Below are 26685 nucleotides of genomic sequence, written 5' to 3'. Positions count from 1 at the left end.
GCCTCGGTGGGCGGTCCACGAGGTGTTCCGGCCCGGGGAGCCGCTCCGCCCCGTCACGGACGGCGCGCGGGTCACCGCGCCGGCAGCGTGATGCGCCGGACCGCCCGGCGGGCCGTGTCGAGGACCGTGTCGCGGGTCGCGCCGGCCAGGGAGAGGACGACGCGGGTGCTCAGGCCGTCCAGGAGGGCGAGGATCTCGTCGGCGGCGGCGGGGACGTCCTGTTCGGGGAGGGCGAAGCGGCCCTGGCGTGCGCCTCTGGTCAGGAGGGTCTCCAGGTCGCTCTGCCAGGCGCGGTCGATCGCCTCCTGGGCCTGGAGCAGCTCCGGGTTGCCGGCCGTGCGGGCCCAGAGTTCGACCCACAGCATCCACCTGGGGTCGCGGGGGCCCTCCGGGAGGTAGAGGGCGAGGAAGTCGTCGAGGCGGCGCACGGCGGTGGTGCGGCGGGCGAGGAGGGCCTCTCGTATCCCGCCGAGCCGGTCCTCGCTCCAGCGCAGCGCGTCGAGGAGGAGCCGGTCCTTGCTGCCGAAGTAGTACAGGATGTGCCCGCCCGAAGTGTCCAGGCGCTGGGCGAGTTTGGACATGGTGAGGGCGGCGAGACCGTTCTCGGCGATGGCCCGCATGGCCTCTTCCAGGATGCGTTCCTGGGCGATCTCTCCGTCGCGTCGTCTGCGTGTCACTTCTGCGGCCACGCATCGCAGCCTACCCAGTGATCGGCTCGTCGCCGCTCGCCCGTCCCCCTCCCCGGGGCCGCCGTTTCCCGCCGGGCTCTTGACACCGCCGGAGGGTTGCCGCATTTTGAATGGCGTTCAATCACTTTGAACGCCATACAAACTTCTCCTGCCTCGCCCAGCAAGGGACGCACGCCCATGACGCACCCCCCTGCATCACCTCCCGACAGAGCTGCCGGGTCCGCGGCCACCGCGCCACCGGCCGGACGTGAACGATCCGGCACCGCGGGAAGCGCGGAGCCGCCGTCGGCCGGCCTGGCCCGCGTGCTCGGTCCGGTGGGCGCCGTCCTGCTCACCCTGTCGTGCATCACCCCCGCCTCGTCCCTGTTCATCCTCGTCCCCGAACTGTTCGCGGGTCAGGGCACGGGCGCACCGCTCACGATCGCGGTCGGCATCGTCATCTCGATCGCGGTGGGCGCGTGCTACGCCGAGCTGGGCACGCTGACGCCGAGTTCCGGCGGTGAGTACGCGATGGTGGACGGCCTGCTCGGGCGCTTCCTGGGCTGGCTCACCTTCATGATGACCATCGCCATGCTCGTGGTCATCCCGCCGGTCATCGCGCTGGGCACCGCCGACTACCTGTCCGACATCGTGCACATCGACCCGCAGGTCGCCGGGTGCGCGGTGATGCTCGTGGCCACCGCGACCGCCGTCCTGGACATCAAGTCCAACGCCCTGGTCACCGGCGTCTTCCTCGCGCTGGAGCTGATCGCGGCGGCCGTGGTCGCGGTGTTCGGTTTCGCCCACACGCAGCGCCCCTGGTCGGTGCTGGTCCACCCGGAGGTGCACCAGGCCACGGCGGGGCAGTCCACGTTCACCGTCGCCGTGATGGTCTCCGGCCTGGCCGCCGCGATGTTCGTCGTCAACGGCTTCGGCACCGCGTCCTACCTCGCCGAGGAGATCCGCGACCCGCGCCGCAACGTCGCGCGCACCGTCTTCTGGTCGCTCTTCCTGGGCGCCGCGGTCATCATCGTGCCCTCGGTCGCCGCCGTGGTGGGCACCGGGTCCACCGCGGAACTGTCCACGTCGACCTTCCCCGACATGGTGCGCGCCTGGGCCGGCAGCACGCCCGCCACCCTCATCGACCTGTGCATCGCCCTGGCGATCCTGAACGCGGTGATCGTGATGGTGCTGCAGAACGCGCGCGTCGTGTACGCGTCCGGCCGTGACCTGGCCTGGCCCGCCGCGGCCAACCGCGCCCTGACCCGCCTCCACCCGCGGTTCGGCTCCCCCTGGGTGGCCACCCTCGCGATCAGCCTGCCCGGTGCCGCGCTGGCCTACTTCGCGGACCTGACGACGCTGTACGAGGCCACGGGCGCCATCCTCGCGGTGGTCTACGTGCTGATCGCGCTCGCCGCGCTGGCCGCACGCCGCGAGCGCCACCGCTCGAAGCCCGCGTGGCGCATGCCGCTGTGGCCGCTGGCGCCCGTCGTGGTGCTCGCCTCCGTGGGCTACGTGCTCTACGAACAGGCCGGACGCGACCTGGCCATCACCGCGGCAGTGATCGTGATCGCCGCCCTCTACTACGTCCTCTACCTGCGCAGGCGTCCGCACGACCGCTGGCGGGTGACCGCACCGGCACCCGAAGAGGACTGCTGAGTCCCGCCACCGCACGCCTGACCTTCCCCACGCATTGTCTGGAGAACCCGTGACCTCCCCCGCCCCCGCCCTCACCCCCGCCCCCGCCCCCGCCCCCGCCGACCTGGTGCTGCGCGCCGCCCGTGTCCACACCGTGGATCCCGGCCTGCCCGAGGCCGAGGCCCTCGCCGTGACGCGGGGCCGCATCGTCTGGGTCGGCGACGACGCCGGCGCGGACGCCTGGATCGGCCCGGACACCGAGGTGATCGACGCGGCCGGCCGGCGCGTCCTGCCGGGCTTCGTGGACGCGCACAACCATGTCCGTCTGGGTTCCGACGAGGCGTGCGTCCAGCTGGCCGGGGCCCGTTCCCTTGAGGAGATCGGCGCCCGGATCGCCGCCTGGCGCGAACAGCACCCGGACGCGCAGTGGATCGAGGCCGAGGCGTTCGACTACTCCGTGTTCCCCGAGGGCCGTATGCCACGGGCCGAGGACCTGGACGAACTCACCGGCGACACCCCGGCGTTCGTGCTGAGCTACGACGTGCACACCATGTGGGTCAACACCGCCGCCATGGCCCGCCTCGGCATCGACCGCACCTCTCACGAACTGCCGTTCGGCACCCCGGAGAAGGACCCGGTCACCGGTGAACCGACCGGTTTCGTCCGGGACTTCGCGGTGCGCGGCCTCTCCCGCGCGGGCCACCGGGCGCTGCGGGAGCTGGGCGTGCCGTGGGCCTCGCCCGAGCGGCAGTACGGCCGTCTGCTGCGCAGCCTCGACGACGCGACCCGCTTCGGCATCACGACCATCGTCGAGCCGCAGAACTCCCTTGACGACCTGGAGCTGTTCACCCGGGCCCGCACCGAGGGCAGGCTGCGTTCGCGTCTGGTGGCGGCGCTGTTCCATCCGCGCGGGACGAGCGACGCGGAGCTGGAGGAGTTCGCCGAGGCCGCGCGCCGCTTCGACGACGAGTGGCTGCGCGTGGGACCGCTCAAGCTGTACATCGACGACGTGGTGGAGCCGCGTACGGCCGCGATGCTCGAACCGTACTCCGGCTGCCACCGGCACAGCGGCGAGACCTTCTACCAGCCCGAGGAGTTCGCCGACCTGCTGGCGAAGCTCGACGCACGCGGGTTCCAGTGCTTCGTGCACGCCACGGGCGACCGGGGCATCCGTACCGTGCTGGACGCGGTGGCGCACGCCCGGGAGCTGGTCGGTCCCCGCGACGCCCGCCACCAGGTGGTGCACGTCGAGTGCTGCGACCCGCAGGACGTGCCGCGCTTCGCCGAGCTGGGCGTGGTGGCCTGCATGCAGCCGCGCCACTGCGCGCCGGAGATCGCCGGGCCGGGTCAGGACTGGGCGCACAACGTCGGCCCGGAGCGCTGGCACAAGGCCTGGCCGATGCGCAGCCTCCAGGAGAAGGGCGCGACCCTGGCGTTCTCCAGTGACTGGAACGTCGCGGAGATGGACCCGATGGTGGGCCTGTACACGGCCGTCACGCGGCGCCCGCTGGGCGGGGGCGAGGCGTGGATGCCCGAGGAGACCGTGGACGTCGAGACCGCGGTCCACGCGTACACGATGGGCTCGGCGTATGCCAACTTCCTTGAGGAGGAACGCGGTTCCCTCACGGTGGGCAAGGTCGCCGACCTGGTCGTGCTCTCCCGTGACGTGCTCGCCGTCGAGCCGGAGGAGATCCCGGGCACGGTGTGCGAGATCGTCATGGTCGGCGGTGAGGTGGTCCACCGCGCCTGACGTCACCCGGGCCGAAAACCCGGCCCTCTGAACCCGGCCCGCCCCTCGTCCGCAGGGGCGGGCTGCGGTGTACGCGTGTTTCGTGCAGCGCGGCGCGTGCTTCGTGCAGGAATTTCCGCGGGTGTCGTTCGCATACTCGGTGGTCAAGGATCGACCAGCCCCGGATGACACGCGGAGGCACAGTTCCATGCGGACGTTCGTCTACACATCCCACCCCTCGCGGGTGGTCTTCGGTGCCGGAACGGTCGGCCGCCTCGGCGAGGAGGCCGGGCGGCTCGGCTGCTCCCGGGTACTGCTGCTGTCGAGCCCGCCCCTCGCGGCGGCCTCCGCCAGGGTCCGCGAGGCGCTCGGCGACCTCGTGGTGGCGGAGTTCGACGGCGCGGCCATGCACACGCCGGTGGAGGTGACCGAGCGGGCTCTGCAGGTGCTGGGGGAGTCCGGGGCGGACGGTATCGTCGCCGTGGGCGGTGGCTCGACCACCGGCCTGTCGAAGGCGCTGGCCCTGCGCACGGGCCTGCCGCAGGTGATCCTGCCGACCACCTACGCCGGCTCCGAGGTGACCCCCGTGCTCGGCGAGACCCGCGACGGACGCAAGGTCACCCAGTCGTCCCCGGAGATCCTGCCCGAGACCGTCGTCTACGACGTCGACTTCACCCTCACGCTTCCGCTGCCCATGTCGGTCACGAGCGGCGTCAACGCGCTCGCCCACGCCGTCGAGGCCCTGTACTCCGCCGACGCCAACCCGGTCACCGACCAGCAGGCGCTCGACGCGATCTCCCGCATCGCGCGGGCGCTGCCGCGCCTCGCCGCCGACCCGGCCGATCCGGACGCCCGCGCCGACCTGCTGCACGCGGCCTGGCTGGCCGGTACGTGCCTGGCCACCGTCGGTATGGGCCTGCACCACAAGCTGTGCCACACCCTCGGCGGCAGCTTCGACCTGCCGCACGCCGAGACGCACACCGTCGTCCTGCCGCACGCCATGGCCTACAACGCGCCCGCGGTCCCCGACGTGATGCGCCGCATCGCCGACGCCCTGGGCGTGCCCGACGCGCCGAGCGGCGTGTACGACCTGGTGGCCTCCCTGGGCGGTCCCACCTCGCTGCGCGACCTCGGCATGCCCGAGTCCGGCCTCGCCCGTGCGACGGAGCTGGCCACCTCGACGCCGTACCCGAACCCGCGCGAGCTGACCACCGAGGGCATCGCGGAACTGCTGGCCGGCGCCTGGCACGGTCGCCGTCCCGAGGGTCCCCCCTCCACGGAGGCGAAGCTCGCCCGGCTCACCGAACAGGTCGTGGCGAGTTTCGCGCACGCCCCCGACCCGCGGGTGCGCACCCTGCTGAGCGATCTGGTCCGGCGTCTGCACCCCTTCGTCGCCGCCAACGACGTCACCGACGCCGAATGGCAGTACGCCATCGACTTCCTCACCCGGACCGGCCAGATCTGCGACCCGACGCGTCAGGAGTTCGTGCTGCTGTCGGACACGCTCGGTGTGTCGAGCGCCGTGGATCTGCTCACCAACTCCCGTACGCCCACCACCACTCCGTCCGCGGTGCTCGGTCCCTTCTACGTGGAGGGCCCGCCCGAGACCGCGCACGGCGACGACATCTCCGGCGGGCTGCCCGGCACTCCGCTGTGGGTGGACGTGCGGGTCACGGACACCGAGGGCGAGCCGATCAAGGACGCGGTCGTGGACGTGTGGCAGTCCAACAAGGACGGCTTCTACGACGTCCAGCTCCCGGAGCTGGAGGGGCCGGTGCTGCGCGGCAGGCTGCGCACCGACGCCGCGGGCCGGATCGCGTTCTGGTCCATCCTGCCCTCGGAATACCCGATCCCGGGCGACGGGCCGGTCGGGCAGATGCTCGACGCCGTCGGGCGCCACCCCTACCGGGCGCCCCACCTCCACTTCATGTTCGACGCGCCCGGCCACCGCAGGCTCGTCACCCAGCTGTTCGTGTCGGGCGGTGCCTACCTGGACAGCGACACCGTCTTCGGCGTGAAGGACGAACTCGTCGTCGACTTCGCGCCGGGGACCGGCCCCACCCCCGACGGCCGCACGGTCGAAGGCGAGTGGCGCCGTCTCGAATACACCTTCCGCCTCGCCCCCCTGGCCGGATGACCGAGGAGCGCCTCCTATGTCCATCACCGAAACGCATGACACGCATGACATGCACGACAAGCACGACGAGCACGACACGTACGACACCGACGTGCTCGTCGTCGGCAGCGGCCCCGCCGGCGGTTCCGCCGCGCTGCTGCTGGCCACCTACGGCATCCGCACCCTGCTGGTGACGAAGTACGGCTGGCTGGCCAACACCCCGCGGGCCCACATCACCAACCAGCGCACCATGGAGGTCCTGCGCGATCTCGGCGTGGAGTCCGAGGCTCTGGCCCACGGCAGCCCGTCCCACCTCATGGGCGACACGGTGCTGTGCACCGCGCTCACCGGGTACGAGATCGGCCGGATCCGCAGCTGGGGCACGGGACCGGAGACGGCGAGCGAGTACACGTCGAAGAGCCCCAGCGAGATGATCGACCTGCCGCAGACCTACCTGGAACCGATCCTGGTGAACAACGCGGCGGCCCGCGGCGCCAAGGTGCGCTTCGACACGGAGTTCCTCAGCTTCACCCAGGACGACAGCGGCGTCACGGCGCTGCTGCGCGACCGGGTCCGCGGCGACGAGTTCACCGTACGGGCCCGCTATCTGATCGGCGCGGACGGCGGGCGCAGCGCGGTCGCCGAGCAGCTCGGCCTGCCCTTCGAGGGCCGTATGGCCAAGGCCGGCAGCATGAACATCGTCTTCAAGGCCGACCTCGCCCAGTACTGCGCGCACCGGCCGAGCGTCCTGTACTGGGTGCTCCAGCCCGGGGCGGAGACCGGCGGCATCGGCATGGGCCTGGTCCGCATGGTCCGGCCGTGGAACGAATGGCTGCTGGTGTGGGGGTACGACATCGAGCAGCCGCCGCCGGAGGTGGACGAGGAGTCCGCGCGGAAGATCGTGCGCGACCTCGTCGGCGCCCCAGACCTGCCGGTGGAGATCACGTCGACGTCGTTGTGGACGGTCAACCACGCCTACGCCTCCGCCTATTCGTCGGGGAGGGTGTTCTGTGCGGGCGACGCCGTGCACCGTCATCCGCCGTCCAACGGGCTCGGCTCCAACACGTCCGTGCAGGACTCGTACAACCTCGCCTGGAAGCTCGCGATGGTGATCCGCGGTGAGGCCGGACCGGAGCTGCTCGACACCTACACCGCCGAACGGGCCCCCGTCGGGAGGCAGATCGTCGAGCGCGCCAACCTCAGCCGGGACCAGTTCGGCCCGATCTTCGAGGTGCTCGGCATCGGTGGCGGCGGGGGTCACGAGGACATCGCCGAGGGGATCGCGGCGATCGGCACGCCGACGCCCGAGGGCGCCAAGAAGCGGCGCCTGCTGGAAGAGGCGATCCACCTCAAGAACTACGAGTTCAACGCGCACGGCGTCGAGATGAACCAGCGCTACGCGTCCTCCGCAGTGATCCCCGACGACGGTCCGGCCGAAGTGTGGGAGCAGGACCGGGAGTTGGTGCAGCAGCCGACCACCCGGCCCGGAGCGAAGCTGCCGCACGCCTGGCTCGTCGACGAGCAGGGCGAGCGCCTGTCCACGCTGGACGTCGTCGGCGGCGGCAGGTTCACCGTGCTGACCGGGCTTGCGGGCGGCGTCTGGGAGACGGCCGCGACCGCGTGCGAGGCGGAACTCGGCGTGCCGCTGCGGGTGGTGCGCATCGGTGACGACAACTGCCGTGACGCGTACGGCGAGTGGAGCCGGGTCGGGGAGATCGCCGAGGACGGCGTGCTGCTGGTGCGCCCGGACGGCTGCGTGGCCTGGCGCCGCTCCGGCGCACCGGAGGACGCACACGCGGCGCAGGACGAACTGCTCGGCGCGCTGCGCCGGGTGCTGGCGCGGTAGCGGACAGCGGCAACAGCGGCAGGAGAGAGAAGCGGGATGGACAAGGTGATGGCCACGGCCGCGCAGGCCCTGGCGGACGTGACGGACGGACGGTCGTTCGCCGTCGGCGGCTTCGGGCTCAGCGGTGTCCCCGAGGTCCTCATCGGCGCCCTGCACGAGAACGGGGCGAGCGGCCTCACGGTCGTGTCGAACAACTGCGGTGTCGACGGCCGCGGCCTCGGCATCCTGCTGGCGGCGGGCCGTATCGCCCGGGTGACGGGCTCGTACATCGGCGAGAACAAGGAATTCGCCCGGCAGTACCTCGCGGGCGAGCTGGAGGTCGAACTGACGCCGCAGGGCACGCTGGCCGAGCGGCTGCGGGCGGGCGGTTCGGGGATCCCGGCGTTCTACACCACGGCCGGCGTCGGCACGCAGGTGGCCGAGGGCGGGCTGCCCTGGCGTTACGCGCCGGACGGATCGGTCGCCGTGGCCTCGCCGCCCAAGGAGGTGCGCAGCTTCGACGGCGTGGAGCACATCCTGGAACACGCCATCACCACCGACTACGCGCTGGTCAGGGCGGCGCGCGGGGACCGGCACGGCAATCTCGTCTTCCACCGTGCCGCCCGCAACTTCAACCCGCCGGCGGCCATGGCCGGCCGCATCACCGTGGCCGAGGTGGAGGAACTGGTCGAGCCGGGCGTGCTCGGTCCCGACGAGATCCATCTGCCCGGGGTGTTCGTGCAGCGGGTCGTGGCGCTGACCCCCGAACAGGCCGCCGACAAGGCGATCGAGAAGAGGACGGTGCGCGAGCGATGAGCTGGACCAGGAACGAGATGGCGCGGCGCGCCGCGAGCGAGCTGCGGGACGGCGACTACGTCAACCTCGGCATCGGACTGCCCACCCTCGTGGCCGACTTCCTGCCCCCGGGCATCGACGTCGTCCTGCACTCGGAGAACGGGCTGCTCGGCGTCGGGCCGTACCCGGCGCCCGACGAGGTCGACGCCGACCTCATCAACGCGGGCAAGGAGACCGTGACCGTCCTGCCCGGGGCGTCCTTCTTCGACTCCTCGCTCTCCTTCGGCATGATCCGCGGCGGTCACATCGACACCGCCGTCCTGGGCGCGTTCCAGGTATCGGTCCACGGTGACCTGGCCAACTGGGCGGTCCCCGGAAAGATGATCAAGGGGATGGGCGGGGCGATGGACCTCGTCCACGGCGCCGGGCGGGTCGTCGTCCTCATGGAGCACCTGACGAAGGACGGCACGTCCAAGGTCGTTCAGGAGTGCACGCTGCCGCTCACCGGGCGGCGCTGCGTGGACCGGATCATCACCGACCTGTGCGTCCTCGACATCACCCCCGACGGGCTCGAACTGGTCGAGACCGCACCGGGTGTGACGGTCGATCAGGTCGCCGCGCTGACCCCCCTCACCCTCTCTCGTTAGACCCGCTGGGAGCATCCGATGATCGAGCGACCCCGTGACGTGTACGTCGTCGACGCCGTCCGCACCCCCTTCGGCCGTTACGGCGGCGCCCTGGCCGGCGTACGCCCCGACGACCTCGCCGCCGGTGTGCTGCGCGCCCTCGTCGGGCGCAGCCCCGGCCTGGACCCGGCGCGCATCGACGACGTGCTGCTCGGCAACGCCAACGGAGCGGGCGAGGAGAACCGCGACGTGGCGCGTATGGCCCTGCTGCTCGCCGGGCTCCCGGTCACCGTGCCCGGCGCCACGGTCAACCGGCTGTGCGGATCCGGCATGGAAGCCGTCGTCCAGGCGGCCCGCGCCGTCGCGCTCGGTGACGCGTCCGTCGTCGTGGCGGGCGGTGTCGAGTCCATGAGCCGCGCGCCCTTCGTCCTGCCGAAGCCCGAGCGGGCCTTCCCGGCGAAGGACCAGCAGCTGTACTCGACCACGCTCGGCTGGCGCATGGTGAACCCGCGGATGCCGGCGGAGTGGACCATCCCGCTCGGCGAGAGCGCGGAGCTGGTGGGCGCCAAGTACGCCGTCACGCGCGCGGAACAGGACGCGTTCGCCCTGGCCAGCCACCGCAACGCCGCACGCGCCTGGCGCGAGGGCCTGTACGCGGGGGAGATCGTTCCCGTCGAGGGGGTGGACCTGGCCCGTGACGAGGGCATCCGGGACGACACCTCCCTGGAGGCCCTGGCCAAGCTCAGGCCGGCCTTCGTCCCGGACGGCACGATCACGGCCGGCAACGCCTCGCCGCTCAACGACGGGGCGGCGGCGCTGCTGCTCGCCGACGAGGACGGGCTCGCGGCGATCGGGCGCGAGCCCCTGGCCCGGATCCGGGCGGCCGCGGTGACGGGCATCGAGCCGCAGTACTTCGGGCTCGGCCCGGTCGACGCCGTCCGCAAGGTGCTCGACAAGGCGGCGGTCGCCCCCGGCGACCTGCACACCATCGAGCTGAACGAGGCCTACGCGGCCCAGGCGCTGGCCTGCCTCGCCGCCCTGCCGGAACTCGACCCCGGCGTGGTGAACCCCCGCGGCGGCGCCATCGCCATCGGCCACCCCCTGGGCGCCTCGGGCGCCCGCATCACCGGCGCCGTCGCCCACCAACTGGCCACCGCGGGCACCGGCACGGGCCTGGCGGCCCTGTGCATCGGAGTGGGGCAGGGGATGGCGCTGGTCCTGGAGCGGTGAGGTGGGCCCCGGGGGTGCCGGACCGGACGCTGGGGCCCCGAGGGCCCCAGGGCCTGGGGTACTCGGGCGCTCGGCGTTGGGGCACTCATGCACTCGGAGACCGGGGCACTCGGGCGCCGGGCCGCCGGCGACGCGAGGCCGCCGGGCCGCCGAGCGGGCGGCACACCGGGGACCGGAGCACCGAGCCGAGAGCAAGACACCGAACCGGGACCGGAGCACCAAACCGAGAGCAAGACACCGAACCGGGACCGGAGCACCAAACCGAGAGCAAGGCGCCGAACCGGGACCGGAGCGGCGAGTCCCGGCCCGGACACCAAGCCGCGACCCAAGACACCGAACCCCGGCCCGGACACCAAGCCGCGGCCCAGGACACCGAGCCCCGGCCTGGACACCGAGCCACGACCCAGACACCGAGCCGAGAGGCCAAGACATCGAGCCGGGGCCAGGACGTCGAGCCGGGGCCAGGGCGTCAAGCCAAGGCCCGTTTCCGGGGACCGTACCCCGGCGCAGCGCTTCGACAAGCTGGGCCGGGGCCGGCCTGCTCAGCCGGCGCGGCGCAGCGCGGCCGGGGTGGTGCCCAGGCGGGTGCGCATGACGCGGGTGAGGTGTTCCTGGTGGGAGAAACCACAGGCGGCGGCCACGTCGGCGATGGGTTCGGAGCCGGTGCGCAGCATCCGGCAGGCGCCTTCGAGGCGCAGGTTGAGCAGGAACTGGTGCGGTGAGCGGCCCGTGCTGGCCCGGAACCTGCGCGTGAACTGGCTCGGGCTCAGCGCGGCCGCGGCGGCGAGGTCGGCGATCGGCAGCGGCTCGGCGAGGCGCTGCTCCATCAGCTCGCGGACCGCGGCGAGCTGCCGCTCGGACAGCCCGGACAGCCCGGACAGCCCGGACGGGTCCGGCGCGGGCGCGCTCGCGTCGGCGCCGTGGCGGCGTACGAGCTGTGCGGCGAGCATCCCGGTCAGCTGGTCGGTGTACGTGCGGGCCGACGGCTCCCAGGTGCGCACGGTGCCCTCCAGGGCGAGCATGAGCTGTTCCGTGAGCGGATCGCTGGTCCCGAGTTCCTCGGACAGTTCCACGGGCCGCCCGTCGTTCGCCTCGCGCAGCGCCTCGTCGGCGAGGTAGGCGTGGATCGTCTCCAGCGGGCCGCCGAGCTCGACGTCCAGGGCCCGGCCGGCCGGCTGCAGGAAGAGGCCGCCGGACGGGACCGTCCGGGTGCGCTTGTCCGCGCCCTGCCCCCGGCCGACGGTGACGGGGCCACTGAGGTGCAGGATCACCAGGTGGGTGGGGGCGGGTCCGAAGGCCGCGTGGTAGGGCTGCTCCTCCTGCGCGGAGAGATACAGCCGGTCCCAGCCGAGTCCGGAGCTGCTGCGTCGGGTGCGGACACCGGGCCGTTTCAGCATGCCGACCGTGTCGGCCAGACCGAGTTCCGTCATGGTGCGACCTCCTCACGACACCCCACTTTGTTGAAGGATAAACCAGAAGGGAGGCGGACGAGAAGCGCCGGGAACCCGCCGGTTAAGATCACGCACGCCCAGGGGCCCGCTGTTTGCCGACGACGGCCGACGGGGAACCCTGGCCGGAGTCCGGACGCGACCGGGCCGTGACCCTCCGTACCCCTGCCCCACCCACGGCCCCGGCAGCGACACAGCCCGACGACACAGCCGAACGACACAGGCCAAAGGGAAGAGGCTTCCATGGTGGACGAGCTGAGCGACCGCTTCGACGTGGTGGTACTCGGTGCCGGCCCCGGCGGCTACGTCGCCGCGATCCGCGCCGCCCAGCTGGGCAAGCGCGTCGCCGTCGTCGAGCAGAAGTACTGGGGCGGCGTCTGCCTGAACGTGGGCTGCATCCCCACCAAGGCCCTGCTCCGCAATGCGGAGCTGGCGCACGTCTTCACCCGCGAGGCCAAGACCTTCGGGATCCGTGTCGACGGACAGGTGTCGTTCGACTACGGCGAGGCGTTCCGCCGCAGCCGCAAGGTCGCCGACGGCCGGGTCAAGGGCGTGCACTACCTGATGAAGAAGAACAAGATCACGGAGATCGACGGCCACGGCACCTTCCTCGACCCGCACACCCTCCAGGTGTCCGGCTTCGACGGCGAGACCCGCACCATCGGCTTCGACCACTGCGTGATCGCCACCGGCGCCACCCCCAAGCTGCTGCCCGGCACCCGCCGCACCTCCCGCGTGGTCACCTTCGAGGAGCAGATCCTCGCCGAGGAACTGCCGCGGTCGATCATCATCGCGGGCGCCGGCGCGATCGGCGTCGAGTTCGCCTACGTCCTGCACAACTACGGCGTGAAGGTCACCATCGTCGAGTTCCTGGACCGCCTCGCCCCGCTCGAAGATGCCGAGGTCTCCGCCGAACTCGCCAAGCAGTACCGCAGGCTGGGCATCGACGCGCTCACCTCCACCCGCGTCGACGCCATCGACGAGTCGGGGCCCCAGGTCCGCGTCACGGTCACCGGCAAGGACGGCTCCCAGCAGGTCCTGGAGGCCGACAAGGTCCTCCAGGCCATCGGCTTCGCCCCCAACGTGACCGGCTACGGCCTGGAGAACACCGGCGTGCGCGTCACCGAGCGCGGCGCGATCGACGTCGACGGCCGCTGCCGTACGAACGTCCCGCACCTCTACGCGATCGGTGACGTCACCGCGAAGCTGATGCTCGCGCACGCGGCGGAGGCGATGGGCGTGATCGCCGCCGAGACGCTCGCGGACGCGGAGACCATGGAACTCGACTACGCCATGATCCCGCGGGCCACCTTCTGCCAGCCCCAGATCGCCAGCTTCGGCTACACCGAGGAACAGGCCCGGGAGCTGGGCCACGACGTCAAGGTCGCGAAGTTCCCGTTCACCGCGAACGGCAAGGCGCACGGCCTGGGCGACGCCACGGGCTTCGTGAAGCTGATCAGCGACGCGACGTACGGCGAGCTGATCGGCGGTCATCTCATCGGCCCGGACGTCACCGAGCTGCTGCCCGAGCTGACCCTGGCCCAGCGGTGGGACCTCACCGTCCACGAGGTGGCCCGCAACGTGCACGCCCATCCGACGCTGGGCGAGGCGGTCCAGGAAGCGGTGCACGGCCTGGCGGGGCACATGATCAACCTGTGACGCGGGGCCGCCGTCGCCGCCCGGACCGAGCCGGTCCGGGCAGCTGGGCGCGCGGACCCTCGACCGACGCGGATGAGCCATTTCTGAATGGTCGTCAGACCCTGGACCACGCCGGTGCGTTCACCCGCGGAAGACGTCTTCCCTGGATCCCGCGGGCCGAACAGCGCCTTCGCCTCGCATACGCCGCCGGGTCGCCTTTCGGACAGATTGGAAGCCCCCTCTTTCCCTGGCGTCCCGCCCGGCCAACGATGTGGTGGAGACAGTCACTCACTGCTGGGCGTCGCTGAGCACTCCGCTCACGTTGAGGACCTCGTGGCATCTCCGTGCCTGCCGGCCGGTGGCCGGTGTGCCCGGCTTCGCACAGGTCACCTTGACCGTGACGGTGGCGTTCTCGGGGATCTTGATGGGGGTGACCCAGTGATAGTCCTGGTTGCGGAAGGTCTCCAGTGCGATCGTGGTGATCTTCCGGTCTCCGAAGGTGATGGTCATCACCCCTTCGTCGCCCTGGAAGTTGGCGACGACGATGTCGGTGACCCCGAAGATCGTGCCGGCCGGCACCACGTAGGTACCGGTCTTCGTCTGCCCGGCGTCGGACTGCAGATCGATCGTGGCCGAGCTCTGCTGCGCCCCGGCGAGTTCTCCGCCCCCGCCCCCACCGCCGCCGGATCCGGAGCCCCCGGGCGCAGCCGAGCTCTGGCCGCCCGGTTGGCTTCCCGTGCCCGTACCCTGGCCCGGTCCGGTCCCCGGCGTGGCACCGTTCTGGGATGCGCCGGGCGTGGGCCGCGGATGGACAACCTTGTCAGCCGCCTCCCTGGCCGCGCTGCGCACCGCCGGGCGGACCAGCGCGAACCAGGCCACCAGCAGCGCGATGACGGCCGCGAGCAGTGCCAGCAGCCACTTCGGGAAGACCGGGATCTGGACGAACTCGGCTTCCAGCGGCGGTCGTACGAGGATCTCGGGCCGCCCGGAGTCCTCCGTGGCTTCGGAGTCGGCGGCGCGGACGGTGAACGGCCAGACCACGGGCCTGCCGAACCAGACGGGTTTTCCGGTGCGCACCCGCAGCCGGGTCTGCGCCGACTCTCCTGGTTCCAGCGTGAGTTCGGCGGGCGCGAACCCGAACCGCAGTTCCTCGCCCGCCTGTTCAGGGGTGAAGGTCACCCGGGCGGGGGTGTTGCCCTCGTTGCGCACGGCCGTCCGGTAGCGGCCTCGCAGCCAGCCGCGCCGGCGGCGCGGGGCCAGTTCGGTGCGCAGTTCACTGAACGCCTCGACGTGCACGGTGGTCTCGGGCACCCGGACGGACTCGGGGTGCTCGGCGGGCAGCACCCGGACGCCCAGAGGCACGTCGCCCGCGCGGACCCGCGGGGAGCGCGGCGGGTTCAGGAGGACGGTCACCGTCTCGGAGGTGCCGGGATACAGGGAGACCCGCTCGGGTTCCACGGTGGCCCAGGCCGCGCAGTCGCCGACGACCTCAAGTGTGTAGGCCTCGACGATGTCGCTGTCGTTGCGGACGGTCAGGCTGGTCGAGGCCGTACCGCCCGGCGTCACCGTCACGGCCGGCATGTCGAGGCCGGGGGCTCCGGGGCCGAAAGGGGCTGCAGATGGCGTCACGCCACGACGGTAGAGCCGGGTACGGGGCGCGACGAGAGGTGCGAGGGCAACGCGCGGGCAGTCGCCGTGCCCCGAACGGTCGAGGCCGACTCCCCTGAGAGGACAGCCAGTTGATGCCGTCACGCACGGCGCGTGGCCCGCCGGCCGGGCGGCGGTCTCCTCACACCCCCTCTGCGGACTCTTCGAGAAATGGGAACCCAGCATGTCCGGCTCCGCGACAGAGACCCCGTTCATGTTCATCAGCGCCCCACGTCCCACCACGTCCGTCCGGGCGGCGTCCGTCCGGGCCGCGTCGGGGCGCGCTCCCGCCGCCGGCCCGCACCGGGTGACCGTGGCCGTCTACGCCCAGGACACGGTCCTGCACATCGGTGTCGTCCATCAGCTGCGCCAGCGCCCCGAGGTCGAACTGGTCGGTGACGGCGAGGCGGACCAGGCCCGTACGTCGCTCGTGGTCGTCGACGCCGTGGACGACGAAGTGATCGCCCTGCTGCAGCGGTTGCAGCGCAACTCGGCCACCCGCACGGGTCTGGTCGTCGGCACGTTCGACTCCGCGGCGCTGGAGCGGGTGATCGAGTGCGGTGTCGCGGCGGTGCTGCGGCGCGTCGAGGCGGACCAGGACCGGCTGCTCCACCTGGTGCTCGCGATGGCCAACGGTGAGGGTGTCCTGCCCGGTGACCTGCTCGGCAAGTTACTCACCCACGTCGGCAGCCTGCGGCGCTCGACGCTCGATCCGCGTGGTCTGTCGATGTCCACGCTGACCGCGCGCGAGGCGGACATGCTGCGCCTGGTCTCGAAAGGGCTCGACACGGCAGAGATCGCCCAGAAGACCTCGTACTCCGAACGGACCGTCAAGAACGTGCTGCACGAGGTCACCACGCGTCTCCAACTGCGCAACCGGGCGCACGCCGTCGGCTACGCGCTGCGCAACGGACTGATCTGAGGGCTGCCCGTCACCCGGGCGCTGCCCTAAAGCGCACCCCGCGCTTCCCCTGGCACGGCCCCGCCGCCCTGCCGCGCACCGCGCGTGCGCCGCATGGTGGCGGGGCACACCCCTGTGTTCCGAGACTGCGAGGTGGACCGTGAACGGCACCGCTGGCCCCGGCGGGCGACGCCGACCGGGAAGATTCGGCGCGTCGTTGCTCCTGCTGGTCCCGCTGCTCGCGGTGACGGCGGCCTCGGGGCCGGGCAGCGCCGCGCCAGGCCCCCGGGCCGCCGACGAGTCCGCCGGCCGGATCGCCTACGCGGGCACCGGGCACCGCAGTCTGGGCCGGGTGGCCACCACCACGTCCAGCGAGCCCCTGTTCGGGGCGGGCCCGGCGCACAACGACATCCAGCCGGCCGCGCTGGGGGACACGCTGGTGTTCGCGAGCCGCCGCGACGGCAAACGTCCGCAGATCTACCTGCGCGCCCCCGACGGGTCGGTGCGCAGGCTGACCGCCGACCGGGACGCCGCGCGTCCACGGCTGACCCCGGACGGCTCGGCGGTGGTGTTCGACTCGGCGGAGCCGGGCGGCCCGGACGGGAAGAAACAGCGCGACCTGTGGCTGGTGCGCACCGACGGCACCGGCCTGACCCGGCTGACGGACACCCCGTACGACGAGCAGAGCCCGACCGTCTCACCGGACGGACAGCGCCTCGCCTACTCCTGCGACGCCGATCCGTCGGCAGGGCCGCAGATCTATGTACGGCCGCTCGCCGGGGGCACCGCGGAACCGGTGACCGGCGCGCTCGGCGGCAGGGCGACCGAACCCGTGTGGAACCCGGTGGACGACGCGGCCCACCGGGACCTCATCGCGTACACGTACACCGCCACCGCCGACCCGGCGACGGGCCCCCGGCTGCGGGTGACGGGCGGGGCGGCCGGGGACGAGCCGCTGCTCGCGGGCGTCCAGGCGCAGTGGCGGACCCACGGGGCAGCCTGGCTGCCCGACGGGGACGGGGTGCTGTTCCTCAGCCCGGACGTCACCTGTGACTGCGAGGGCGACTGGGACCATGTGTTCCGGGTGCCGGCGCACTCCGGGGAACTCCCGCGGCTGGTGCTCAGCGAGGACCGCGCCGTCGGCTCTCCCACCTGGCTCGGATCGCTGGACGGCGGGCAGGCGGTGGTGGAGCGCACCTCGGCGTCCGGCCCGCACGTGGTGACGCTCCAGGACGTCCGGCCGGACGGCGGCGACCCGCGCGACCTCGGGCTGACGATCCTGAACGAGGACCCGGCCGCCGACACCGAGACGGATCCGACGAAGGATCCCCTGTTCAACCCGGCGCCCGGCTTCGACCCGTGGACCGAGCGGCAGAACTACACGCCCGACGGCCGCCGCATCGTGGTCACCCGGTTCGAGGACGGCCCGGCCGGGCGGATCGAGCGGATCTGGACGGTCGACGCCGACGGCTCGAACGCGGCGCCGATGCCGCTGGCCGGGCGCGGGCCAGGGGACTGGGACACCGACCCGACGTTCTCCCCGGACGGCAAGTACCTTGCCCTCACACGGACTTCGCCGGGCGGTGTCGGCTCCGCCTCGGGGCCCGGCCGTATCCTGATCGCCGATGTCGCCACCGGCGCGATCCTCCACGAGATCGTGCCGCCGGCCAGGCAGCAGACGGGCCGTGACGCCCAGCCCACCTGGTCCTCGGACGGCACCACGCTGGCGTTCACCCGCACCCAGGTGATCGACGGGGCAGGCGGCAACAAGCACATCTGGACCGTGCCGGTGGACGCCCTCGACCAGCAGCGCGACCTCAGCGCGGCGATCTGTCCGGGCCGGTGCACGGTCATCGACGACAGCCCCACGTTCTCCCCGGACGGCCGCCTCGTCGCGTTCAACCGGAAGAACGGCGCCGGCCTGGTCGACGAGCGCAACGGCCTGCTGCTCACCTCGGTGTCCGGCGCCGGCTGCCGGGTGCTGCTGCCCGAGGCGGCCCGGGGCACCGCCGACGGCTGCCACCAGGAGTTGCCCGACACGACGGTCACCGGCCCGCACCAGCCGCGCGACGCGGCCTGGGCGGCGGACGGCCGCACGATCGTCTACAGCGCCCGCGACGACCAGCCCGCCAACTGCCCTGAAAAGCTGTACCGGTTGAACGTCTCCACCGGTCATGTGTCCCCGCTCACCACGCAACTGCCGGGGCGTCAGAAGGAACCCAGTATCCAGCAGTCGGTCAACCTTGCCGTGCACGCCCCGGACGCGGTGCCCGCGGTCACCGTGGGCACCTCCCGGGACATCCGGGTCGACGTGGTCAACAACGGCCCGGCCGCCTCGCCGGGCACCCGGCTGACGATCGCTCCGCCGTCCGGCGTCACGATCACCGGGATCCGTCACCCCGCGGGCACCTGCGACGCCGCCTCCCTCCAGTGCGACATCGGGGTGGTCGCGCCCGGCGCCACCGTGCCGGTCACCGTCACCCTGACCGGGCTCACCCCCGGGAACCAGCCGGTGGACTGGACGGTCACCGGCAGCGTCGTCGACCCGGAACCCGGCGACAACAGCACCCGGACCGTGGTGCCGGTGCGCCCGGCCGCCCCGGCGCCCACTCCGAGCCCCACTCCGAGCCCCACCCCGCCGGCGCCCCCGCCTCCCCCGCCGCCCCCGCCTCCCGCGCCGAAGGCGGGCCCCGGCGTCCGGGTCAGCGCCCAGCCCGACCCCGGGTACGTCGGCGGCCGGGTCGTGGTGACCTACACCGTGCGCAACGGACAGGGCGCGCTCGCGACCGGGCTGCGGCTGCGCGTCGGGCTGCCCGCCGGCATCCCGGACGCCGGGCAGCCGCCGGGCTGCGACGCCCAGTGGGTGTGCGCGCTGCCGGACCTGGCACCGGGGTCCCGTGCCGTCGTACAGGTGGTGCTCTCCCCCGACCGGGCCACGACCGGCCGCGCCACCGGCGTCCTCACGACCACCGGGACGGACGCCGACCTGGGCGACAACACGGCACGCACGACGGTGCGCATCCTCCAGCCGCGGATCGTCGCCGTCCCGGCGATCGGCAAGCCCGGCTTCGTCACCTCGGTGCGCGGCAAGGACTTCCCACCCGGGGTGCCCGTGCGGTTCACCTGGAAGCCGGGGATCACCGCCGCCGCGGCGCCGACCGCGCCGAAGCCGGACGGCACCTTCATCGGCCAGTTGCTCATCCTGACCAAGGACCAGACCGGACCGCGCACCATCACCGCGCGCGGCCCCGGATTCTCCCCCGTGAAGACGGACTTCCTGGTGGTGACCGGCAGCGTGCAGCCGCCCGACGAGGTGACCCGCCGGTGATCCACGAGGTCGACGAGGCACTGCGCGGGCTGCTCGCCGGGTCCGGACTGGAGGCGTCCGGCGTCGAGATCGTCTTCGACGCGCCCACCCGCGACTGGGCGGCCCGCCGCAACGCCCCCACGGTCTGCGCCTTCCTGTACGACATCCGGGAGGACGTCACCCGGCGCGGCAGCGGCGCGGGCGAGGTCCACGACGCCGACGGGTACGTGGTGGCGCGGCGCACCCCGCCCCGCTGGTTCGAACTGACCTACCTGGTCACGGCGTGGGCGAGCCGCCCGCAGGACGAACACCGGTTGCTCTCGCAGGTGTTGTCCACGCTGGTCGCCACGGACGCGCTGCCCGCGCGGCTGCTCACCGGCACGCTCGCCGAACTCGGCCTGACCGTGTCCCTGGACACCGCGGGGGTCGGCGCCGACGCACCCACCGCGTCCGACGTGTGGTCGGCGCTCGGCGGTGAGCTGAAGGCGTCGCTCGGCGTGCGGGTGCGGGCGCCGCTCGCCGGGACGGGCAGCGCCGCCGCGCCGCCGGTGACCGAGGGGCTCGAGGTCCGCGCCGCCGACGCCCGGCAGGGCGGGGATCCGGCGCCGGGGCGCCGGCTGCGGTACCGGGAGGCCGGCGATCCGGGCCCGGACGGCTTCGCCGGTCCGCGCGAGCGGCCCCCGGCCCCCGCCCGCCGCCGCAGGGGAGGACGGCAGCCATGACGGACATCGCCGACGTCGTCACCGCCGCCCCGGCCGATCCCCTGTGGTCCCGGCTGCGGCGCGTCGAGGAGCGGGTGCGGTACGCGGTCGCGGCCCGCCGCGCAGTCGATCCCGACCCCGACGACCCCTACCGGGGCCAGTACCTCTCCCCCGAGGCGGTGCAGCGGATCCTGGACACGCCGGGCGGCCTGGATGCGTCGGGTGGCCTGGACGTGCCGGGCGGCCTGGACACGGCGGGCGGCCTGGACGTGCCGGGCCGCGATCCGCTGCCGGTGCCGGTGCCGGTGCCAATACCGGTGCCGTCCGGGTCCGTGCTCGGCACGCTCGCCGAACGGTTCGCCCTCTCCTCACTGGACACGGATCTGCTGCTGGTCGCGGTGGCCCCCGATCTCGACGCCCGGTTCGAGCGCCTCTACGGCTATCTCAACGACGATCTGACACGCCGTCGGGCCACCGTCGGGCTGGCCCTGGAACTGTGCGGGGCCCCCGCCGCGTCGGCGGCCCGGTTCCGGCTGGCCCCGGGGGCACCGCTGGTCGCGGGCGCTCTCCTGGAGGTCACCGAACCGGAACGGCCTTTGCTGTCACGGGTGTTGGCGGTCCCGGACCGGGTCACCGCCCATCTGCTGGGCGACGCGCGGCCGGACGCCCGGCTCGCCGGGGTGCTCGGCGAGGCCGCCGCCGACCCGACGGCCGAGCCGGCCGACGTCCGGCGGGCAGCGGCGGCGGCCCGCTCGGGCACGGGCCTGGTGCACCTGCCCGACCGGGGCGGCGACGCGCCGGGCCTCGCCGTCGCCGCCCTGCGCACGGCCGGGCTGCGTCCGCTGGTCCTCGACACGGCCGCACTCGCCCGGCGCTCCCGCGACGTTCCCGCGCTCGCCCGGGTGGCCGCGCTGGAGGCCCGGCTCACCGGGGCGGGCGTCGTCCTCGGCCCGCTGGAGGAGCTGCCCCCGGAGCCCGCCGAACGGGCCCGTGCCATGGGCGAGTTGTGCGACGCACTGCGCGGCATCCCCCTGTTCACGCACGGCACGGTCGGCTGGGATCCCGCCTGGTCCGCCGACTCCCCGGTCGTCCTGCCGGTCACCGCGCCCTCCCCCGCCCGGCGGACGGCACGCTGGCGGCACGCCCTCGACCTCGCCGGCGCCCACCCCCTCGCGGACGCGGACGGAGACAGAGACGCCGGTGCCCACGGGGACGGAGACGGGGACGCCGGCGCGCTCGCCGAGGCGGTCGCCGCGCACCGCCTCGACGGCGGCCAGTTGCGCCGCGCCGCCGGCGCCGCCGTGCGCGCCGCCGCGCTCGCGGGCCGCCCGGTCACCGCCGACGACCTGCGGTCCGCCGTACGGGCGCAGAACGGCGCCGGGCTCGCCCGGCTGGCCCGCAGGGTCGAGCCGGGCGTCGGCTGGGACGATCTGGTGCTTCCGCCGCCGACCCACCGCCGGCTGCGCGAGCTGGCGGTGCGGGCCCGCCACCGCGACCAGGTGCTCGGGCAGTGGCGGATGCGGCCGGGCGGCGGCCGGGGGCGCGGTGTGATCGCGCTGTTCGCGGGCGAGTCGGGGACGGGTAAGACCATGTCCGCGGAGGTGGTCGCGGCGGACCTCGGGATGGACCTGTACGTGGTCGACCTGTCCACGGTCGTCGACAAGTACATCGGGGAGACCGAGAAGAACCTGGAACGGATCTTCACCGAGGCGTCCGCGGTCAACGCGGTGCTGCTCTTCGACGAGGCCGACGCGATCTTCGGGAAGCGCTCGGAGGTCAGGGACGCGCACGACCGGCACGCCAACATCGAGTCGGCGTACCTGCTCCAGCGCATGGAGTCGTTCGACGGCATCGCCGTGCTGACCACCAATCTGCGGGCCAACCTGGACGAGGCGTTCACACGGCGGCTCGACGTCGTGGCGGACTTCCCGGTGCCCGACGCGAGTCGGCGGCTGGCCCTGTGGGAACGCTGTCTCGGGGACCGGCTGCCGCGCGCCGCCGACCTGGACCTCGGCTTCTGCGCCGAGCGCTTCGAACTGGCCGGCGGCTCCATCCGAGCCTGTGCGGTGAGTGCCGCCTACCTCACGGCGGAGTCCGGACAGCCGCTCACCATGCGGCAGTTGGTGACGGCGGTGGCCCAGGAGTACCGCAAGCTCGGACGCCTGGTCCTGGAGAGCGAGTTCGGCCCCTGGACGCGGGACGTGCTGAGCGAGGGGTGAACGGGCCTGTGCGGCACCCGAGTCGCCGCATGGCCGCCACCCGCGAGGTCAGCGGTCGAGGTCCATGGTCTCGGTGGCGGCGAGTGATCCATAGGTCATCGCGGCCGGTGTGGCGTTGAGGTCCTGCACGGCGTCCCAGATCTGCTTGCTGACGTCCGTGGGGACCGTCGCCAGGTTGGCCTTGCGAGCCTCGTCCATGACCGTCTTGAACATGGGCCACAGCTGCCCCTCGTGGGTGGCCCGGGTGGTGAGCCAGCGCATCTCGACCGGGGCGCCCTTCTGACCGCCGATGTGCGGGACGATCTCGGCGTTGGGCTCGTCCGGCGCCGGCAGCGCCTTGCCCGGCGCGATCACCGGGAAGTCCTCCTTGCCGTTCAGGAGGCTGTCCAGCATGTCGGCGGTGTTGTCCGCGCCCGTCTTTCCGGTGCCGTACACCGGGTGGTCCGGATTCGGCGTGTTACCGGGGTAATGTGCCATCCGCGCCGTCCAGTACGTGGGCCCGGTCTGCGGGATGTTGGTGTGCATCCATTGCGCGAGCGCCCTGACGCCCTCGACCGGGACGTCCCGCTCCCGCAGTTTCCCGGTGGTGGCCTGATTCCTGATCGTGCCGAGGTTCGCCAGCTTCAGCAGGAACGGAACGGCGTTCTTGGTGGTCGAGTTGGCACCGCGCATGCCGGACTCCACCAGGGCGCTGCCGATGGCGTACGACAGGCCGAGGGCCAGGGTGCCGGTCAGCGCCTCCTGGTCGCCGTTGTCCAGGCCGGGCAGGAGCGTGGGCACGATCTCGGAACGCAGTTGGGGCACCATTCGGTTGACGGTGTCGGCGGCCTCCTGCCAGGCGTCCGCCACGTGCGCGTTCTGGGGCTTGCGCCGGGACGCGTGGCTGACGCCCGTGGCCTGGAAGCTGTACAGCGAGGGCAGTCCGGAGGGCAGGACGCCCAGCGTGGCCTGGATGTACAGCTCCCACTTGACGTCGGACTGGTATCCCTCGATCGCTTCCCGCACCTGTGGGCTGTTGAACCTCTCGGGGCCGAGCCAGTCGGCGAGAGCCCTCAGCGGGGTGCCGGTCGCCGCCTTCCGTGCACCCGGCACCCTGAGGATCCGCTCCTTCGGCTGCTGGCGGAAGATCTCCGCGACGTGCGCCTCGATGCGTTCGGCGAGCTGCTTCGCGGCGGTGTCGGAACCGGGCGCCATCTCGTCGATGGGGTCGGTGACGTACTCCAGGTTGCTCATCGTCGACAAGGGGTGCCCGGTCACGACGGGAGCGCCGTCGCCGTCGGTGAGTCCGGCGAGAACGGCGTGCAGGGCCCGGACCCGGCGGCCCAGCGCGTTGTGGTCGGTGAGGATCCGCAGGTTCGGCTCGGTCATGACGGTCTCGCCGTAGGGCAGCCCGCCGTGGAAGAAGGCACCGAGGTCGCGGGCGGGCTGGCGCCCCTCGATCGGGTGGAGACCGGTGGGCTCGTGGTCGCCGTAGCTCGGCACGCTCAGCTCGGTCTCGAAGCCGACGAGGCGCTGGACGGCGGCCGTGTCCGCCACGCGGGCGGTCGGCGTCCGGTCCGGGACGGCCTCCGCCTCCGACTCCGCCTCCCGGGCGTGCTCGTCCACGGCGCGGGCGAGTCGGACCGGGCCGGACATCACCCGCCGTGCGTTGGCCTCGGCCTCCCGCTCGAAGCGGTCGGCGGGGTCGCTGACGCGCAGCCCGTCGCCGTGGTCGGTGCCCGCGACCGGGCCCTTGCTCTGCTGGACGACATGGGTCAACTCGTGGGCCAGGGTGAGCTTGTCGCCACCACCGGCGCCGATCACCACGTGACTGCCGGAGGTGTAGGCGCGGGCGCCGATGGCACGGGCCGAGCGGGCAGCGGCGGCCCCCGTGTGCACGCGCACACCGGAGAAGTCGGCGCCGAGCCGGGACTCCATCTCCTGCCGTACCGGCACGGCGAGCGGGGCGCCGGCGGAGCGCAGCACCTCGCGCACGCCGGCGGCGGACGGGTCGGACGCGGACGGGTCGGACGCGGACCGGTCGGACGCGGACCGGTCGGACGCGGACTGGATGACGGGGCGTTCGGGCGCGGAGTCGATGACGGCCCGTTCGGGCGCCGACTCGGTGGCGGGCCGTTCGGGCGCCGACCCGGTGACGGGCCGTTCGGGCGCCGACTCCATCGCGGTCCGGCGCCCGATCATGGCGGACGCGGCGGCGTTGCCCGCGGTCCGCTGTACGGCGCGCAGCACCTCCGCCGTGAGCGGCGGTGGCACGGCCGCACCGGCGGAGGGTGTCCGGCGGGGCACGGCACGGGCGCCCGGCGTGCCCTCCCGGGTGCCCGTACGGTCGGTGCGCTGCCTGGATGTCTGCACCCTGCCTCCTTCACGGCACCACCGCCGCGGCCCACGGCACGCCGGTCGTGTCCCTCCAGTGGACTGCGCCGGACGCAGGGGTGTCCAGGTTCGTGCGGGCAGGACGGGTCGCCGACGCGGGCGACCGTTCGGACCGTCCGGGCGCCCGTCGAGGCAGTCTGGTTGCCCCCGGGCAGGTCCCAACGCCCCTGTCGCCGCGCCCGACCCGCCTCGGACACTCGGCATCGACGCAGGTGACCCCCGTGGAACGTGAAGGAGCGAGCATGCCGACGTACCTCACCCCAGGCGTGTACGTGGAGGAGGTGCAGTCCGGTGCCCGCCCGATCGAGGGGGTCGGCACCGCCATCGCCGCGTTCGTCGGTTTCGCCCCGTCGGGGCCGTTCCACGAACCGACCCTGGTCACCAACTGGGACCAGTACAACCAGGTGTTCGGCGGCTTCACCGAGGGCACCTACCTCGCGCACGCCGTGTACGGCTACTTCTCCAACGGCGGCGGCGCGGCCTACGTGGTGCGGATCGGCGGCGACGGCGGGGCCTCCGCCACCGGCCGGGGGGATGCCCCCGAGGTGCGGGCCCCCGAAGCGGTGACGCTCGGCGGTCTCCGGATCACGGCCAGGCCCGGCGCCACGGGTGTGTCGGTGGAGATCGCCGACGCGGACGGCGAGACCCCGCCGGAGGACCGTTTCAAGCTGCTGGTCCGCCAGGGCGACCAGGTCGTCGAGACGTACGACGTCTCCACCCGCAAGAACGTCAAGGGCTACGTCGTCACGCAGTTGCGCGCCTCGAAGCTGATCGAGGTCACCGAGCTGCGCGACGCCTCCCACACCCGGCCCGCCGCCCAGACGGTCGCGGTGCCCGACGCGCCCGCCTCGCCCGCGCTGCCCGCGTCCGGCGCGGCGGCCCGGATCGACCCGGCCGAGTACGTCGGCGACGCCGCGGCCCGCACCGGCTTCGCCGGGCTGGAGGCCATCGACGAGGTCACCATGGTCGCGGTCCCCGACCTGATGGGCGCGTACCAGCGCGGTGACATCGACGCCGAGGGGGTGCGCACCGTCCAGCTCGCGGTGATCTCGCACTGCGAGCAGATGGGCGACCGGGTCGCCGTCCTGGACACCCCGCCCGGTCTCACCGCCCAGCAGGTGCGGACCTGGCGCAACGACGAGGCGGGCTACGACTCCCGGTACGCCACGCTCTACTACCCCTGGGTGCGGGTGTTCGACCCGGCGGCCGGCCACAACACCACGGTCCCGCCGAGCGGTCACATCGCCGGCGTGTGGGCGCGCACCGACGCCGAGCGCGGTGTGCACAAGGCGCCCGCCAACGAGGTGATCCGGGGCGCGGTGGACCTGGAGCTGCGGCTCAGCAAGGGCGAGCAGGATCTGCTCAACCCGATCGGCGTGAACTGCGTGCGCGCCTTCCCCGGGCGCGGCATCCGCGTCTGGGGTGCCCGCACCCTGTCCTCCGACCCGGCCTGGCGCTACCTGAACGTGCGGCGCCTGTTCAACTACCTTGAGGAATCCATCCTGTTGGGCACCCAGTGGGTGGTCTTCGAGCCCAACGACGACCGGCTGTGGTCCAGTATCCGGCGCAACGTCACCGCCTTCCTCACCGAGGAGTGGCGCCGGGGCGCGCTCTTCGGGCGCACCGCCGACGAGGCGTTCTACGTGAAGTGCGACCGCGACAACAACCCGCAGGAGTCCATCGACCAGGGCCGGGTCGTCTGCGAGATCGGCGTCTCGCCCGTGAAGCCCGCCGAGTTCGTGGTGTTCCGGCTGGCCCAGTTCTCCGACAGCACGAGCCTCATCGACGAGTGACCCGCGGGTCGGTCAAGGAAAGGTGACAGAG

Annotated in this window: 17 protein-coding genes; 13 read left to right on the top strand and 4 right to left on the bottom strand. The window is 73.0% G+C overall.

Annotation, left to right across the window (positions count from 1 at the left end; translation table 11 throughout):
* Positions 1-71: 71 nt before the first annotated feature.
* The gene (locus tag ACGFYV_RS17865; RefSeq protein ID WP_393879329.1) at positions 72-689 is read right to left on the bottom strand and encodes a TetR/AcrR family transcriptional regulator; all 618 of its coding nucleotides are present in this window, start codon (positions 687-689) and stop codon (positions 72-74) included.
* Between the two features lie 177 nt (positions 690-866).
* Between ACGFYV_RS17865 and ACGFYV_RS17860 the strand changes: the two genes are divergently transcribed.
* From ACGFYV_RS17860 to ACGFYV_RS17830, 7 genes are all read left to right on the top strand, one after another.
* Complete coding sequence (locus ACGFYV_RS17860; protein ID WP_393879328.1) at positions 867-2327, top strand: APC family permease; 1461 nt, start codon at positions 867-869, stop codon at positions 2325-2327.
* A gap of 49 nt (positions 2328-2376) precedes the next feature.
* The gene (locus ACGFYV_RS17855; RefSeq protein ID WP_393879327.1) at positions 2377-4056 is read left to right on the top strand and encodes an amidohydrolase; all 1680 of its coding nucleotides are present in this window, start codon (positions 2377-2379) and stop codon (positions 4054-4056) included.
* A 187-nt stretch (positions 4057-4243) separates the two neighbouring features.
* The gene (locus ACGFYV_RS17850; protein ID WP_393879326.1) at positions 4244-6172 is read left to right on the top strand and encodes a maleylacetate reductase and hydroxyquinol 1,2-dioxygenase domain-containing protein; all 1929 of its coding nucleotides are present in this window, start codon (positions 4244-4246) and stop codon (positions 6170-6172) included.
* 16 nt (positions 6173-6188) lie between these two features.
* The gene (locus tag ACGFYV_RS17845) at positions 6189-7997 is read left to right on the top strand and encodes an FAD-dependent oxidoreductase (protein WP_393879325.1); all 1809 of its coding nucleotides are present in this window, start codon (positions 6189-6191) and stop codon (positions 7995-7997) included.
* Positions 7998-8033: 36 nt separating this feature from the next.
* Entirely contained in the window at positions 8034-8792 is a 759-nt protein-coding gene (locus ACGFYV_RS17840; RefSeq protein ID WP_393879324.1) for a CoA transferase subunit A, read from the top strand.
* Entirely contained in the window at positions 8789-9418 is a 630-nt protein-coding gene (locus ACGFYV_RS17835) for a CoA transferase subunit B (RefSeq protein WP_393879323.1), read from the top strand. Before ACGFYV_RS17840 ends, ACGFYV_RS17835 begins: the two co-directional genes overlap by 4 nt.
* Before the next feature lie 18 nt (positions 9419-9436).
* Positions 9437-10627, top strand: a complete 1191-nt coding sequence (locus tag ACGFYV_RS17830) for a thiolase family protein (protein WP_393879322.1) — start codon at positions 9437-9439, stop codon at positions 10625-10627.
* Positions 10628-11169: 542 nt separating this feature from the next.
* Here ACGFYV_RS17830 and ACGFYV_RS17825 read toward each other — a convergent pair.
* Complete coding sequence (locus ACGFYV_RS17825) at positions 11170-12057, bottom strand: helix-turn-helix domain-containing protein (RefSeq protein ID WP_393879321.1); 888 nt, start codon at positions 12055-12057, stop codon at positions 11170-11172.
* A gap of 264 nt (positions 12058-12321) precedes the next feature.
* On the opposite strand from ACGFYV_RS17825, the gene lpdA reads away from it, so the two are divergent.
* The gene (gene lpdA, locus ACGFYV_RS17820) at positions 12322-13734 is read left to right on the top strand and encodes a dihydrolipoyl dehydrogenase (RefSeq protein WP_393879377.1); all 1413 of its coding nucleotides are present in this window, start codon (positions 12322-12324) and stop codon (positions 13732-13734) included.
* Between the two features lie 267 nt (positions 13735-14001).
* On the opposite strand, the gene ACGFYV_RS17815 is transcribed toward lpdA, so the two are convergent.
* Positions 14002-15294, bottom strand: a complete 1293-nt coding sequence (locus tag ACGFYV_RS17815) for a hydrolytic protein (protein ID WP_393879376.1) — start codon at positions 15292-15294, stop codon at positions 14002-14004.
* A gap of 280 nt (positions 15295-15574) precedes the next feature.
* On the opposite strand from ACGFYV_RS17815, the gene ACGFYV_RS17810 reads away from it, so the two are divergent.
* The 4 genes from ACGFYV_RS17810 to ACGFYV_RS17795 all read left to right on the top strand — a co-directional run bounded on the left by ACGFYV_RS17810 (position 15575) and on the right by ACGFYV_RS17795 (position 22488).
* On the top strand, positions 15575-16282 hold the full coding sequence (locus ACGFYV_RS17810; protein WP_393879375.1) for a response regulator transcription factor: 708 nt from the start codon (positions 15575-15577) through the stop codon (positions 16280-16282).
* Positions 16283-16421: 139 nt separating this feature from the next.
* Entirely contained in the window at positions 16422-19589 is a 3168-nt protein-coding gene (locus ACGFYV_RS17805; RefSeq protein WP_393879320.1) for a hypothetical protein, read from the top strand.
* A complete protein-coding gene (locus tag ACGFYV_RS17800; protein ID WP_393879319.1) occupies positions 19586-20290 on the top strand; it encodes a DUF4255 domain-containing protein in 705 nt (234 codons plus the stop codon). The genes ACGFYV_RS17805 and ACGFYV_RS17800 overlap by 4 nt, the downstream gene beginning before the upstream one ends.
* Positions 20287-22488, top strand: coding sequence for an ATP-binding protein (locus tag ACGFYV_RS17795; RefSeq protein ID WP_393879318.1), 2202 nt, complete (start codon positions 20287-20289; stop codon positions 22486-22488). Before ACGFYV_RS17800 ends, ACGFYV_RS17795 begins: the two co-directional genes overlap by 4 nt.
* A gap of 48 nt (positions 22489-22536) precedes the next feature.
* Here the strand turns inward: ACGFYV_RS17795 and ACGFYV_RS17790 are convergent, their stop codons facing one another.
* Positions 22537-24840, bottom strand: a complete 2304-nt coding sequence (locus ACGFYV_RS17790; protein ID WP_393879317.1) for a DUF4157 domain-containing protein — start codon at positions 24838-24840, stop codon at positions 22537-22539.
* A 263-nt stretch (positions 24841-25103) separates the two neighbouring features.
* Here ACGFYV_RS17790 and ACGFYV_RS17785 point away from each other — a divergent pair, with 263 nt between their 5' ends.
* Entirely contained in the window at positions 25104-26654 is a 1551-nt protein-coding gene (locus ACGFYV_RS17785) for a phage tail sheath family protein (RefSeq protein WP_393879316.1), read from the top strand.
* The last annotated feature ends 31 nt before the right edge of the window (positions 26655-26685 follow it).

The organism is Streptomyces sp. NPDC048297 (assembly GCF_043201585.1).
GTDB lineage: Bacteria > Actinomycetota > Actinomycetes > Streptomycetales > Streptomycetaceae > Streptomyces.
Note: the sequence above shows the minus strand (reverse complement) of the source record. Positions and strands in the feature narration are given on the sequence as shown.

Excerpts from the sequence above, each read along its gene's own strand:
- ACGFYV_RS17815 (WP_393879376.1), bottom strand. The coding sequence starts at position 15,294 with ATGCCGGCCGTGACGGTGACGCCGGGCGGTACGGCCTCGACCAGCCTG.
- ACGFYV_RS17860 (WP_393879328.1), top strand. The coding sequence starts at position 867 with ATGACGCACCCCCCTGCATCACCTCCCGACAGAGCTGCCGGGTCCGCG.
- ACGFYV_RS17785 (WP_393879316.1), top strand. The coding sequence starts at position 25,104 with ATGCCGACGTACCTCACCCCAGGCGTGTACGTGGAGGAGGTGCAGTCC.
- ACGFYV_RS17795 (WP_393879318.1), top strand. The coding sequence starts at position 20,287 with ATGACGGACATCGCCGACGTCGTCACCGCCGCCCCGGCCGATCCCCTG.
- ACGFYV_RS17810 (WP_393879375.1), top strand. The coding sequence starts at position 15,575 with ATGTTCATCAGCGCCCCACGTCCCACCACGTCCGTCCGGGCGGCGTCC.
- ACGFYV_RS17835 (WP_393879323.1), top strand. The coding sequence starts at position 8,789 with ATGAGCTGGACCAGGAACGAGATGGCGCGGCGCGCCGCGAGCGAGCTG.
- ACGFYV_RS17830 (WP_393879322.1), top strand. The coding sequence starts at position 9,437 with ATGATCGAGCGACCCCGTGACGTGTACGTCGTCGACGCCGTCCGCACC.
- ACGFYV_RS17850 (WP_393879326.1), top strand. The coding sequence starts at position 4,244 with ATGCGGACGTTCGTCTACACATCCCACCCCTCGCGGGTGGTCTTCGGT.
- ACGFYV_RS17845 (WP_393879325.1), top strand. The coding sequence starts at position 6,189 with ATGTCCATCACCGAAACGCATGACACGCATGACATGCACGACAAGCAC.
- ACGFYV_RS17840 (WP_393879324.1), top strand. The coding sequence starts at position 8,034 with ATGGACAAGGTGATGGCCACGGCCGCGCAGGCCCTGGCGGACGTGACG.
- ACGFYV_RS17825 (WP_393879321.1), bottom strand. The coding sequence starts at position 12,057 with ATGACGGAACTCGGTCTGGCCGACACGGTCGGCATGCTGAAACGGCCC.